Source organism: Ideonella lacteola (assembly GCF_038066555.1).
GTDB lineage: Bacteria > Pseudomonadota > Gammaproteobacteria > Burkholderiales > Burkholderiaceae_C > Ideonella > Ideonella lacteola.
In genome coordinates this window covers 119447-131984 of record NZ_JBBUTG010000003.1, presented here as the reverse complement: position 1 = coordinate 131984, position 12538 = coordinate 119447, and the positions used below count along the sequence as shown (strand labels likewise).

Below are 12538 nucleotides of genomic sequence, written 5' to 3'. Positions count from 1 at the left end.
CAAAACCGGGCGGCAGGCCCCGGCGCCAGCCTTGTGGATGGGCCCAGGCCTCATCGGCCATCGACCCTTTGCCGCGCCAGCGGGGCAATCTAGCACAGAGCCCTCGTGGACCTGATCGGTTCCTTGCCAGCGGCAGGCGAGAGCCGCCCAGCGGCACCCGAGCCGGTTGCCGAGGCGCCCGCGCACCCGGTGGCTGAGCACAGCCGCTTCGTCCAGCGCATCCGCCGTCGCTATGCGGCCGAGCTGCCCCTGCTGCCCCCGGGCGTGCCGCATGGGCAGGTCATCCACGCGCTGATCGCCACCCTCGAACAGGCCAGGCGGCCCCTGCCGGCCGCCTTGCGGGTGGCCCGCCAACTGGTGATCGAGCGCCTGGCGGTGCTCGATGTGGAGCAGGCCGCCAGCCTGTCGGACATCACCTCCGCGATGACGGCGCTGGCCGAATCGACGCTGGAGAGAGCGCTCAACCAGGCGCTGACCGACGCCGACGCGCGCCACGGGCCGCCCTTGGGCGCCACCGGCCAGCGTATCGACTTCTGGATCGTCGGCATGGGCAAGCTCGGCGCGCGCGAGCTGAACGTGTCGTCGGACATCGACCTGATCTACGTCTATGAAGAAGACGGCCAGACGGTCGGCGGCCCGGGCGGTTCGATCACCGCCCATGAATACTTCACGCAAGTCGCGCGACAGCTTTACACGCTGATCGGCGATGTGACCGACGACGGTTTCGTATTCCGTGTCGATTTGGCGCTGCGGCCCAATGGCAACTCGGGCCCGCCCGTGGTGAGCCTGTCGATGCTGGAGGAGTACTTCCTCGTGCAGGGCCGCGAGTGGGAGCGCTTCGCCTGGCTCAAGAGCCGGGTGGTGGCGCCACGCGCGGCTGTGGAGAGCGGGCGCGCGATCGCGCTTCGCTCGCTGGTGACGCCATTCGTCTACCGCAAGTACCTCGACTACGGCGTGTTCGAGGGGCTGCGTCAGCTGCACCGCAAGATCCGCGATGAGGCCCAGCGCCGCGCCGCCGGAAGGCCCGAGCGCGCCAACGACGTGAAATTGTCACGTGGCGGCATCCGCGAAATCGAGTTCATCGTTCAGTTGCTGCTCGTGGCGCGAGGTGGGCAGTTCCCCGAGATCCGCACCCGGTCGACACTGAAGGCGCTCGACAAGCTCGCAGCCGGCGGCCTGATGAAGGCCGACAACGCGCGCAAGCTGGCCGATGCCTACGTCTTCCTGCGGCAGGTCGAGCACCGTATCCAGTATCTGGATGACCAGCAGACGCATTTGTTACCCACCGTTGACGCTGACCTCGCCTGGATCGCGAGCAGCCTGGACCTGCCCGGGACCGCCGACGAGGCGGCACGCTTCGACGGTAGCTGCATGCCCCTGCCCGAGGCCTGCCGACAGCCCGGGGGCGGCCTGTCGCCCTCGTGCGCGCTGCTCGACCGGCTGTGCGGGGTGCGCGAGCTGGTCGCCACCGAATTCGACGCTCTGCTGCACGACGGCCAGGCCCCGGCGGCGGGCCGCTCGGGCGGCTGCCGCCAATGCGGCGATGGCCCGCTCGCGATCGACAACGAAACCCTGCTGGAACGCCTGCCGGCCGAGCTGGCCGATCGGGTGCGCGCTTTTGCCGCGCGGCCTCGGGTGCAGGCCCTGCGCGACGAGAGCAAGCTGCGCCTGGGCAAGCTGGTGCTGCGTGCAGCCGGCGCGGTGGCCAAGGACGAGTGCACGCTCGACGCCGCGACGCGGCTGATCGACTGGATCGAACCGCTGCTGCGCCGGGAAAGCTATCTGGCGCTGCTGGTCGAGCGGCCCGAGGTGCAGCGCCGGCTGCTGCGCCTGCTCGGGCTGGCGCGCTGGCCGATGCGCTACCTCATCCGCCACCCCGGCGTGATCGACGAACTGGCCGATGAACGCCAGCTGCGCGAGCGTTTCGACCGCGCCGGCTTCGTGGCCGACCTGGAAGAGCGGCACGCCGCGTGGGTGCGATCCGGCGAGGCCGACGAGGGCTCGCTGCTGGACACGCTGCGCCGCGCACACCACGCCGAAGTCTTCCGCACGCTGGTGCGCGATGTGGAGCAGCGCATCACCGTGGAAGAGGTGGCTGACGACCTGTCGGCCCTGGCCGATGCGGTGGTCGATTGCTGTCTGCGCTGGGCCTGGAGCCATCTGAAGCAGCGCCACCGCGAGGTGCCGCGCTTCGCGGTGATCGCCTACGGCAAGCTCGGCGGGCTGGAGTTGGGATACGGCAGCGACCTGGATCTTGTGTTCGTCTACGACGACGCCGACGAGGCCGACAAGGACCGCGCGCAAGAGGTGTACGGTGCCTTCGTGCGCAAGCTGATCAACTGGCTCACGCTGCGCACGGCCGCTGGCGAGTTGTTCGACATCGACACCGCGCTGCGGCCCAACGGCAACTCTGGCCTGCTGGTCACGTCGATCGATTCGTTCGAGCGTTACCAGCGCGGCCGCGGCAGCAACACCGCATGGACCTGGGAACACCAGGCCTTGTCGCGCGCCCGCTTCTGCGCCGGTGCGCAGGACCTGGGCGAGCGTTTCGAAGCGACACGGCGCGAGGTGCTGTCGATGCCGCGCGAGCCTGAGGCCCTGCGTCAGGAGGTGGCGGCGATGCGCGAGAAGGTGCGCACGTCCCGGCCCTCGTCCGGCGGCCGCTTCGACGTGAAGTACAGCGATGGCGGCATGATGGACGCGGAGTTCGCCGTGCAGTATCTGGTGCTGGCCGAAGGCGCGCATCACCCGGCCCTGCTCGACAACAAAGGCAACATCGCGCTGCTGTGCCGTGCCGAAGAGTGCGGCCTGCTGCCTGCCGGCGTGGGAGAGGCAGCGGCCGATGCCTACCGCGAGCTGCGCCGAGCGCAGCACCGGGCCCGGCTGGACGAGCAACCCACCCAGTTCGACCCAGCCCTGCTGGCCACCGAGCGCGCGGCGATCGAATCGCTGTGGCGAGCGGTGTTCGGGCACTGATCCCGTTGCACTCCATCGCGCCGCCAGGCGCCGTCTCCGCCACCCGCGGCGGCGCCACGGCGTGGCTGGCCGCCTGCACGGCGGCGGCACTCGGCGCCTTGGCCGCAACGCAAGCCCCCTCGGCCGCACTGGACTGGCAGCCCGCCCTCGCCGGCACCCAGCCCTGGCGCCTGATCACCAGCGCGTGGGTGCACTTGAGCACCCAGCACCTGCTGATGAACCTCGGTGGCTGCGCCCTGGTGGGGCTGCTGGGCTGGCGCGCCGAACTGCCCCCCCGAGCCACGCTGGCCTGGGCCCTCGCCTGGCCCTTGACCCATCTCGGCCTGCTGCTTCAGCCCGCGTTGCTCCACTACGGCGGTCTATCGGGCGTGCTGCACGCCGCCGTCGCCATCGTGGCCTGTCACCTGATGTGGGGCTCCGGCGTTCGGCAGCATCGGCTCATCGGTGCGCTGCTGGCCATCGGCTTGGTGGTGAAGGTCTTGCTGGAGGCGCCCTGGTCGGGCGCCGTGCGGGCCGTGCCCGGTTGGGACTTTGCGCTGGCCCCGGCCGCCCATGCCAGCGGCGTGGTGGCCGGTGTGATCGCTTGGCGTTTGATTGGCCGCGCGCCGAGGCCCAACTCGGCCGCGGGATCGCAGGCATGAGCGAAGGCCGCCGCGAGCACCTGGACGCCTCGGCCGTGGCCTGCCTCGTGCTCTGTGCGGCGCTGTGGGGCGTGAACCAGAGTGCGTCGAAAGTGGCCGTGGCCGAGATTCCCCCGTTGTTGCAGGCCACGCTGCGCTCGGTGGGCGCGGCGGTGCTGCTGGGCTTGTACGTGGCGGTGCGTCGCATCTCGCTGCGGCCCGGCGCCGACGTGGCGCGGACGCTGCGTGGCGGCCTGTGGGCCGGCGCATTGTTCGCCGTTGAATTCGGCTGCATCTTCGTCGGCCTGCAGCACACCACCGCATCGCGGATGGCGGTCTTCATCTACCTGGCACCGTTCTTCGTGGCGCTCGGCATGCCGTTCATCGCGCCAGGCGAGCGCCTGCGCCGCGGTCAGGTCGTCGGGCTGCTGCTGGCCTTCGCCGGCGTGGCCACCGCGTTCGGCGACAGCTTCAGCGGCCAAGCCACCGCCAGCCCGCACCAGTGGTGGGGAGACGCGCTGGGGGTCGTCGCGGCCGCACTCTGGGCGGGCACCACCTTGACGATCCGAGCCACGCCGCTGTCGGCGGCACCGGCGGAACAGACGCTGATGTTCCAGCTGGTGGTGTCGGCCGTGTTGCTCGGGGCGGGCACCTGGATCAGGGGCGAGGCCTGGCCGGTCCATGCCAGCAGCCTCGCCTGGGGCGCCTTGCTGTTCCAGACGGTCATCGTCACCTTCGCCAGCTACCTGTTGTGGTTCTGGCTGGTCCGGCACTACCCGGCCACGCAGATTTCATCGTTCACCCTGCTCACGCCCATCTTCGGCCTGGCCGCCGGCGTGGGCCTGTTGGGCGAACCGCTGACCTTGAGGCTGGTGCTGGCGCTGGCCGCGGTGGTGACGGGCATCGCCCTGGTGAGCCGACGCGCTCGCGGCGCCTGAGTGGCCGGGCGCTGTCGCTTCGGCGGCATGCGGTGCCTCGATGTTTTGTTAGTGTTCAGGCCCACGCCGGCCCCCGGCTTCAAGACTCACTCCGAGGAGACTGTCCCATGATCACGCTGTGCGGCTTCGCCGTGTCGAACTACTACAACAAGGTCAAGATGGTGCTGCTCGAGAAGGGCATCCCCTTCCACGAGGAGTACGTGGCGACCGGCCCCAAGGACGAAGCCACCCTCAACGCATCGCCGCTGGGCAAGGTGCCCTTCATCCGCACGCCGCAAGGCACCTTGTGCGAGAGCGAGGTCATCGTGGAGTACCTGGAAGCGGCGTATCCCTCGCCGGCGCTCGTACCGGCCGATCCATGGGGCGCTGCCAAAGTGCGCGAGCTGACGACCTTCATCGAGCTGCACCTGGAGTTGGTGGTACGCGAGCTGTACCCGCAGGCGTTTTTCGGCGGCACGGTGAGCGAGTCCAACCAGACGCGGGTGCGCAAGCTGCTGGAGAAGAACATCACCGCCTTCAAACGGCTGGCGCAGTTCAAGCCCTATGTGGCGGGCGACACCTTCACCAGCGCCGACTGCGCGGCCTTTGTGTCGCTGCCGCTGGTGTCGATGGCGAGCAAGACCATCTACGGCGTCGACTTGCTGAGCGAAGCCGGCGTCGACTGGAAGCCGTACATCAAGCTGGTGGGCGAGCGCCCGTCGGCGGCCCGGGTGTCGGCTGACCGCAAGGCCGCGCAGGAGGCGCAAATCGCGGCGATCAAGGCCAAGGCCGCCCAGGGCTGACGCCGCACGCGTCGGCTGGGCGCCCCCGGTCAGCGGCCTGCCGCGCCGGCAGCGTCGCTCGCGCCGGCCGAACCGCTGGGCGGCGGCAGTGCGGCAATGGCCGGCGCGATGGCACGCAGGTCGGTGATGCGCACAATCCCCGGCGCGCGCCGCAAGTCACCCGCCGAGCCCCCCAGCCACAGCAAGGTGCCGGCCGGCAGACGCTGGCGCAGCTGATCCAGGCCCTGCCGCAGCCAGCGCACCGGCAGGCAGCCCGTGGCACTGAGGCCCACCACCTGCGCCCGGTGCCAGCCCGCCGCCGCCACGATCTCGTCGATCGGCGTCTGCGGCCCCAGGTTCACGCACCACGCGCCCGACAACGCGCACATCGCCTCGGCCATCAACAGGCCCAGGCCATGCGGCTCGCCCGGCAGCGTGGTCAGCAGCACCCTCGGCGCCACGCCGGGAACCGGCTCCGGCAGCGACATCAAACCCTGCCGCAGGATGCCGTGCGCCACCTCGGTGAAGAGGTGCTCATCGGCCACGCCCAATTCCCCCCGCAACCAGGCTTGGCCGACAGCCGTCGTCAGCGGCGCCATCAGGTCGGTGACAAACACCGCCAGACCCAGCCGGGTGAGCGACTGTTGCAGCTGCCGCCGCAGCGCGAGCCCGTCGCGGTGGGTGACGGTGTCCAGCAGAGCCTGCACCGCCGCCGCTTCGCGGCCATGCCCGTTGGCATTCGGCGGTGCGTCAGTGCCTTCGCCGGGCGGGTACGGGTTCAACAGCGCCTGGCGCTGCGCATCGTCGAGCACCACCACCCGGCCCGGCCGGTGGCCGGCCCGCAGCAAGGCAGCGATCTGCCGCAACCGATCGACGTCGGCCTGCGTATACATCCGCTGCCCCTGGTCATCGCGCGCGGGCGTCGGAAAGCCGTAGCGGCGCTCCCAGACCCGCAAGGTGTCCTTGCCAAGGCCGGTGTCGCGCTCGACGTCGGCAATTGACAACAACGGGGGAGTCGGTGGGGAAGTGCTCATGGAGCTCCGATTGTCGTAGACAACGCTAGGCAAGGAATTGAATTTATGCATAAGATGCGCCCGTTGCGTCGTTTTGTCTAGGACAAACATGATGGAAGACCCCCTCATCGCCCCCCTGTCAGCCCCTTCCGATGCGGCAACGCACAAAAACCCTGACCTGGGACGGAACTTCAGACTTGATAGACACTCCGTTCCTTCAGGACGGGCTGCTTCGGCGTTCCGTCCGGGTTCGGGTGGGCGACGCCCGGGCTTGTCCTCTTTCGGCCGCGCAGCCTGCCAGCCCGTCTGGTTGTCCCCCGGGAGCGCCTCTCCTCCTCCCTCCCTCCCTCATTCGCTCCAGGGCGCTGCGCGGCTTTCTTCTCTTCCTGCCCGTGATGGGGGCGCCCGATGAGCGGCGCCTCCGTCGCGCGGCGTCGCGTCGCTGTCGTCGGTTCTGGCATTGCCGGCCTGTCGGCCGCCTGGCACCTGGCCACCGAGCAGGCTGATCAAGTCAGCGTGACGCTGTTCGAGGCCGATGGCCGCTTCGGGGGCCACGCCCACACGGTCGACGTGACGCTGGATGGCCAGACACACGGGGTCGACACTGGCTTTCTCGTCTTCAATGAGCGCACCTACCCGGGCCTGATCGGCCTGTTCGAGCAACTGGGTGTGCCCACCGCCGGCTCGGACATGTCGTTCTCGGTGCAGTCGGCCGACCGCAGGCTTGAGTGGTGCGGCCACGACTTGAACGGTGTGTTCGCCCAGCGCAGCAACCTGGCCTCGCCTCGCTTCTGGGGCATGCTGTCGGACATCCTGCGCTTCAACCGGCTGTCCACCGGGATGGCCGAGCGCGGCGACGACCGGGCCCTGCAGCAAAGCGTGGGCGACTTCCTCGATGAACACCGCTTCGGCGCGATGTTTCGCGATGCCTACTTCCTGCCAATGATCGGCAGCATCTGGTCGTGCCCCACGGCGCAGATGCAGGCCTTTCCCATCGGCACGCTGATCCGCTTCTGCCACAACCATGGCCTGCTGCAGGTGCAAGACCGGCCCCGCTGGTTCACCGTGACTGGCGGCTCGCGCGAGTACGTGCGCCGCGTGCTCGAACGGCTGCCCGATGCGCGCCTGAACTGCCCGGTGCGCGCCGTGCGACGCCAACCACCGGGCCCGCAAGGCGGACAAGCCGGGGTCTGGATCGACACCGATGCCGGCAGCGAGCGCTTCGACGCCGTGGTGCTGGCCGGCCATGCGCCGCAAAGCCTGGCGCTGCTGCCGGACGCCAGCGCCGACGAGCGCCAGGTGCTCGGTGCGATCCGCACGCAGCCCAACCGGGCCGTGCTGCACACGGACGCCCGGCTGCTGCCGCAGCGCCAGCGCGCCTGGGCCGCCTGGAACTACGAAGCCGCGGCCACGTCGTCGCCCGACCAGGTTTGCCTGCACTACCTGATCAACCGACTGCAGCCTCTGCCCTGGTCGCGTCCAGTCATCGTCTCGCTGAACCCGCTGCGCGAACCCGATCCGGCCCAGGTGCACGGCGAGTTCTCGTACGCGCATCCGGTGTTCGACCGCGCCGCCGTCGAAGCCCAACGCCGCCTGCCCTCACTGCAAGGCGCAGGCGGCGTGTGGTTCGCCGGCGCATGGACCCGCTATGGTTTCCATGAAGACGGCATGATCTCGGGTCAGAGCGCCGCCCGATCGATCGCCCGGCAATGGGCGGGCACCTCGTGGCGCGAGGCCGCTTGAGGCAGGAGACGCCGGCCATGCCGTCACCGCGCACGAACGACGCCAGCGCCGCCACCGCCCGGCCCCTCATCGGGGTGGGCGAAGTGCGGCATGCGCGGCTGCGGCCGCATCGCCATGCCTTCTCGTACCCGGCGTTCTACTGGATGCTGCCTCTGCGGGCCCTGCGCACCCGGCCCGAAGCGGTGGTGCGGCGAGGGCGCTTCGGCTGGGCCAGCTTCGACGACCGCGACCACGGCGACGGGCGGGCCGACTGCCTGGCGTGGTTCGACGAGCTGCTCGTTCGCGAAGGCGTGACCGACGCCGACGGTGAGGTCTGGCTGCACTGCCTGCCCCGCATGCTGGGGCATGTGTTCAAGCCGGTGAGCTTCTGGTTCGCCCACCGGGCCGATGGCTCGCTGGCCGCCATCCTGGCCGAGGTCAACAACACCTTCGGCGAGCGCCACTGCTATCTGCTGACCGGCCCGAAGCTCGGCTGGGGCCAGGAGCTGCAGGCCACCAAGGTCTTCCACGTCTCGCCGTTCTGTCGCACCGAGGGCCGCTACCGGTTCCGGTTCATGCGCACCGACCAGCGCCAGGTGGTGCGTGTCGACCTGGACGGCACCGACGGCCCGCTCATCACCACCAGCATCAGCGGCCACCTGCAGCCGCTGACCGCCGCGTCCCTGCGCACCACCTTGTGGCGCTTGCCGCTGCAGAGCCTCGCCGTCGTTGCCCGCATCCACTGGCATGCCTTGCAACTGTGGTGGCGTGGCGTGCCGTTCAACCGCAAGCCTGAGCCACCGGCACAGACCGTGTCCACCGGCTCACCAACCCGTCTGTCTGAACCTGCTGCTTGAGTCTGCCCATGAACACCGACACCCTCGTCCGCCCTGGTGCCCTGGCTCGGTTGCCCGCTTCCGCCCCGGCGGCCGCGCGCACCGCGTTGCGCCTGCTGCAGCGTCTGTCGATCGGCACCCTTCACCTGCAAGACCCCGATGGGCGGATGCTTGTCTTCGGTGGCGGCTCCGGCCCGCACGCCAGCATGCGCTTGCACGACTGGTCGGTGTGTACCGCCACGTTGCGCAGTGGTGATGTGGGCTTCGGTGAAGCCTACATCGATGGCGGCTGGAGCACCCCCGATCTCGCCGCCCTGTTGCGCCTGTTCCTGGCCAACCGCGAAGTGATCGACCAGGCCATCTACGGCCGCTGGTGGGGCGCCTTGTGGCACCGGGTGCGCCATGCGCTGAACCGCAACTCTCGGGCCGGAAGCCGGCGCAACATCGCGGCGCACTACGACCTGGGCAACCCGTTCTACCGCCTGTGGCTCGACGAGACGATGAACTACTCGAGCGCCTGGTTCGCCGGCGACAGCGCCCGGGCGCTGCCCGACGCCCAGCGCGCCAAGATGCGGCGTGCGCTGGACGAGTGCGGTCTCGAAGCCGGCCAACGCGTGCTCGAAATCGGCTGCGGATGGGGGGCTGTGGCCGAACTCGCGTCGGGTGAACGCGGGCTGAATCTCACTGGCGTGACGCTGTCGACCGAGCAACTGGCCCATGCGCGCGAGCGCCTGGCCCGCCAAGAGCTGAGTGCCGACCTGCGCCTGCAAGACTACCGCGACATCCCCGAAACCAGCTTCGACGCCGTTGTCTCGATCGAGATGTTCGAGGCCGTCGGGCGCGAATACTGGGACCAGTACTTCCGTTGCGTGCACGACAAGCTCAAGCCGGGCGGCAAGGCCTGCATCCAGTCGATCACCATCCGCGACGACCTGTTCGAGCGTTATGTGCGGGGCACCGATTTCATCCAGCAGTACATCTTCCCCGGTGGCCTGCTGCCCAGCCCTTCTGCCTTCCGCGCTGCGGCGCGCGACGCGGGGCTGGAAGTCGTCAATGAGCTGGACTTCGGCACCGACTACGCCACCACGCTGCGCCACTGGCGCCGGGCGTTCCTGGCGCAAGAGTCGCAGGTGCGGGCGCAAGGCTTCGATGACCGTTTCGTGCGGCTGTGGGAGTTCTACCTGGCTTACTGCGAAGCCGCCTTCGATGCCGGCAACACCAGCGTCATCCAGTTTACGCTGCGTCGCCCCTGAAAGGAAGCACCGTGCAACGCCGTACTGCGATGAGCCTGGCACTTGCCCCGCTGGTGCTGCCGCGCGCCGGATGGGCCGCAGGCGCCTCGACGCCGCCGGCCGAGCTGCGCGCCGAATGGCCCGAAGCGACCTCGCCCCACCGCCAGGGCGAGGCGCGGATGCGGTTCTTCGGCATGCACATCTACGACATCACCCTCTGGGCCCCCGAACCCCTCAAACCGGCTGAGGCCGCGCGCCGCCCCCTGGCGCTGGCCATCGACTACCGCCGCTCGCTGTCGGGCAGCCGCATCGCTGAACGCTCGCTGACAGAGATGCGGCGCGCCGGCCCCATCGACGACGCCACCGCCGCGCGCTGGCTCGCAGCGATGACGCAGGTGTTCCCCGACGTGAACGACGGCGACCGCATCACCGGCGTGCAGTGGCCCGGACAGGCCGCGCGCTTTCACACCAACGGCCGATTCAGTGGCGAGGTGCGCGACCCCCGCTTCGCCGAACTGTTCTTCGGCATCTGGCTGGCGCCGTGGACCTCCGAGCCGAGCCTGCGCCAGGCGCTGCTTGGGGCCACCGGATGAACGCCGACCAGGCCCTCTCCCGGCCCGCGCCCGCGCCCGCCAGCACGGCGATGCAGGGTGTGACGCCAGGGCTGAGCTATGGCCTGCTGGGGCTGCCGCTGGCCTTCGTGGCATTGCCGCTGTATGTGCAGCTGCCACCCCATTACGCCTCGACCTACGGCGTCCCGCTGGCGTCGCTGGGCCTGCTGCTGCTCGCGGTGCGGGTGCTGGACGCGTTGGTCGACCCCGGCATCGGTCGGCTCGTCGATCGGCTGCTCGATGCGCCTGCGGGCTGGCGGCTGGCTGCGGCGGGCGGCGCGGCGACGGCGCTGGCGCTGGCCTTCCATGCGCTGTTCTTTCCGCGGGTCGAGGGCACCGGGCCGCTGCTGGCCTGGGCCGGCATCACGCTGACGGCGGCCTGCCTGGGTTACAGCGGCTTGAGCGTGCTGCACCAGGCCTGGGGCGCCCGCCTGGGCGGCGACCCCACGGCACGGGCCCGCGTCGTGGCCTGGCGCGAAGGTGCCGGGCTGTTGGGGGTGGTGACCGCCAGCGTCCTGCCGGGCGTGCTGGGGCTGGGCGCGGCGGCGGCAGCCCTGGCGGCCACGCTGGCGCTGGGTGTGATGGCGCTGCGGTTCGCCCCCGCACCACAGCCGATGGAGACGCCGTCGGACGAGCCTTCGGTGTGGGTGCCCTGGCAGTGGCACGGTTTTCGTCGCTTGCTGGGCCTGTACCTTCTGAACGGCGTGGCCAGCGCGCTGCCGGCGACGCTGGTGCTGTTCTACATCCGCGATCGCCTGCAATGGCCGGGCGGAGAGCCCTGGCTGCTGGGCCTGTACTTCTGCGCCGCGGCCGTGTCGCTGCCGGTGTGGGTGCGCTTGATCGCCCGGCTCGGGCTGGCGCGTGCGTGGGCGGCGGGCATGGGGCTCTCGATCGTCAGCTTTGCGGGCGCCGCGGTGCTGGGCCCAGGCGACGGCGCGTGGTTCGCCGCCGTCTGCGCGGCCAGCGGACTGGCGCTCGGTGCCGACCTGTGTGTGCCCCCCGCCATGCTGGCTGGCGAGTTGCGTCAACCCGGGCGGCATGCCGATGGTGTGGCCTTTGGCTGGTGGCACGCCACCACCAAGCTCAATCTCGCTTTGGCCGCGGGCGTGGCACTGCCGCTGTTGCAGTGGCTGGGCTACCAACCCGGCCAGGCCGATCCGGCGGGCCAGCAGGCGCTGGCCCTGGTCTATGCCCTGCTGCCGTGTGCCCTGAAGCTCGCCGCGCTGGCGGCCCTGTGGCTGGGTTGGATCCGACATCGCGAATACCTGGAGACATCGACATGACCCCACTTCCTCGTCGCCCGCTGGTGGCGGCGCTGGCCGCTGCCACGCTCGCGCTGGCCGGCTGCGCCGGCCCCACGCCGGCAGACTACGCGCAGGAAAAGCCCACGCTCGACCTGCAGACGTACTTCAACGGGCCCCTCACCGCGCACGGGGTGTTCACCGACCGCAGTGGCAAGGTGGTGCGCCGCTTCACCGTCGATCTGGTGGGCCGCTGGGATGGCGCGCAGGGCACGCTGGAAGAAGACTTCCGCTACAGCGACGGCCAAACCCAGCGCCGCGTGTGGCACCTGACGCGCGGCCCGGATGGGCGCTACACCGGCCGTGCCGATGACGTGGTCGGCCAGGCCGAAGGCCAAGCGCGCGGCAATGCGCTGAACTGGCGCTACACCCTTGCGCTGCCGGTGGATGGCCGCGTCTGGCATGTGCAGTTCGACGACTGGATGTGGCTGGTCGATGACCGCGTGATGCTGAACAAGGCGAAGATGAGCAAGTTCGGCATCGACCTGGGTGAGGTCACGCTCGCCTTCCACAAGCCGTGAGCCGACC

Annotated in this window: 11 protein-coding genes; 10 read left to right on the top strand and 1 reads right to left on the bottom strand. The window is 70.1% G+C overall.

Annotation, left to right across the window (positions count from 1 at the left end):
- Positions 1-114 precede the first annotated feature (114 nt).
- The 4 genes from glnE to AACH06_RS06345 all read left to right on the top strand — a co-directional run bounded on the left by glnE (position 115) and on the right by AACH06_RS06345 (position 5316).
- Positions 115-2976, top strand: a complete 2862-nt coding sequence (glnE, locus tag AACH06_RS06360) for a bifunctional [glutamate--ammonia ligase]-adenylyl-L-tyrosine phosphorylase/[glutamate--ammonia-ligase] adenylyltransferase (RefSeq protein WP_423221994.1) — start codon at positions 115-117, stop codon at positions 2974-2976.
- A gap of 5 nt (positions 2977-2981) precedes the next feature.
- Complete coding sequence (rrtA, locus tag AACH06_RS06355) at positions 2982-3617, top strand: rhombosortase (protein ID WP_341424810.1); 636 nt, start codon at positions 2982-2984, stop codon at positions 3615-3617.
- Positions 3614-4534, top strand: coding sequence for a DMT family transporter (locus AACH06_RS06350; protein ID WP_341424809.1), 921 nt, complete (start codon positions 3614-3616; stop codon positions 4532-4534). Before rrtA ends, AACH06_RS06350 begins: the two co-directional genes overlap by 4 nt.
- Positions 4535-4641: 107 nt before the next feature.
- Positions 4642-5316: a glutathione S-transferase gene (locus AACH06_RS06345; RefSeq protein ID WP_341424808.1), complete on the top strand. Its 675-nt coding sequence runs from the start codon at positions 4642-4644 to the stop codon at positions 5314-5316.
- 29 nt (positions 5317-5345) lie between these two features.
- Here AACH06_RS06345 and AACH06_RS06340 read toward each other — a convergent pair whose 3' ends face one another.
- Entirely contained in the window at positions 5346-6329 is a 984-nt protein-coding gene (locus tag AACH06_RS06340) for a MerR family transcriptional regulator (protein WP_341424807.1), read from the bottom strand.
- Between the two features lie 387 nt (positions 6330-6716).
- Between AACH06_RS06340 and AACH06_RS06335 the strand changes: the two genes are divergently transcribed.
- Genes AACH06_RS06335 through AACH06_RS06310 form a run of 6 tightly spaced genes read left to right on the top strand, consistent with a single transcriptional unit; the run spans position 6717 to position 12531 of the window.
- Positions 6717-8051: an NAD(P)/FAD-dependent oxidoreductase gene (locus AACH06_RS06335; RefSeq protein ID WP_341424806.1), complete on the top strand. Its 1335-nt coding sequence runs from the start codon at positions 6717-6719 to the stop codon at positions 8049-8051.
- A 17-nt stretch (positions 8052-8068) separates the two neighbouring features.
- Complete coding sequence (locus AACH06_RS06330; protein WP_341424805.1) at positions 8069-8887, top strand: DUF1365 domain-containing protein; 819 nt, start codon at positions 8069-8071, stop codon at positions 8885-8887.
- 8 nt (positions 8888-8895) lie between these two features.
- Positions 8896-10119, top strand: coding sequence for a class I SAM-dependent methyltransferase (locus tag AACH06_RS06325; RefSeq protein ID WP_341424804.1), 1224 nt, complete (start codon positions 8896-8898; stop codon positions 10117-10119).
- Positions 10120-10130: 11 nt separating this feature from the next.
- Positions 10131-10691: a chalcone isomerase family protein gene (locus AACH06_RS06320; protein ID WP_341424803.1), complete on the top strand. Its 561-nt coding sequence runs from the start codon at positions 10131-10133 to the stop codon at positions 10689-10691.
- Positions 10688-11992: an MFS transporter gene (locus AACH06_RS06315; protein WP_341424802.1), complete on the top strand. Its 1305-nt coding sequence runs from the start codon at positions 10688-10690 to the stop codon at positions 11990-11992. Before AACH06_RS06320 ends, AACH06_RS06315 begins: the two co-directional genes overlap by 4 nt.
- Positions 11989-12531, top strand: coding sequence for a DUF3833 domain-containing protein (locus tag AACH06_RS06310; RefSeq protein WP_341424801.1), 543 nt, complete (start codon positions 11989-11991; stop codon positions 12529-12531). The genes AACH06_RS06315 and AACH06_RS06310 overlap by 4 nt, the downstream gene beginning before the upstream one ends.
- The last annotated feature ends 7 nt before the right edge of the window (positions 12532-12538 follow it).